Genomic DNA, 513 nt, shown 5'->3' on the forward strand with positions numbered 1-513 from the left:
GAACCCGACGCCGATGCACCGTTCGTCCGCCTGGCCGACGAAGCATTCGCACTCGGCGGACAAACCTCCGCGGAGTCGTACCTGGTCATCGACAAAATCTTGGACGCCGCCGCCAAATCCGGAGCCGACGCCATCCACCCCGGCTACGGTTTCCTCTCCGAGAACGCCGACTTCGCCCAAGCTGTCATCGATGCAGGCCTGATCTGGATCGGACCGTCCCCTCAGTCCATCCGCGATCTCGGCGACAAGGTCACCGCCCGCCACATCGCCGCCCGCGCCAAAGCCCCCTCGGTCCCCGGTACCTCCGAACCGGTCAAAGACGCCGACGAAATCCTCGCGTTCGTCGACGAACACGGCCTCCCCATCGCCATCAAAGCCGCCTTCGGTGGCGGCGGCCGCGGCATGAAAGTGGCCCGCACCCGCGAGGAAATCCCCGAACTGTTCGACTCCGCCACCCGCGAAGCCGTCGCCGCATTCGGGCGCGGGGAATGCTTCGTCGAACGCTACCTCGAC

Annotated in this window: 1 protein-coding gene; it reads left to right on the forward strand. The window is 66.5% G+C overall.

The annotated features are described in order from the left end of the window. The coding region (locus CH266_RS10205; RefSeq protein ID WP_303396114.1) for a biotin carboxylase N-terminal domain-containing protein at window positions 1-513 on the forward strand (513 nt) is incomplete at both ends.

The sequence above is a fragment of the Rhodococcus sp. 06-1474-1B genome (assembly GCF_002258885.1).
GTDB classification, from domain to species: Bacteria; Actinomycetota; Actinomycetes; order Mycobacteriales; family Mycobacteriaceae; genus Rhodococcoides; species Rhodococcoides fascians.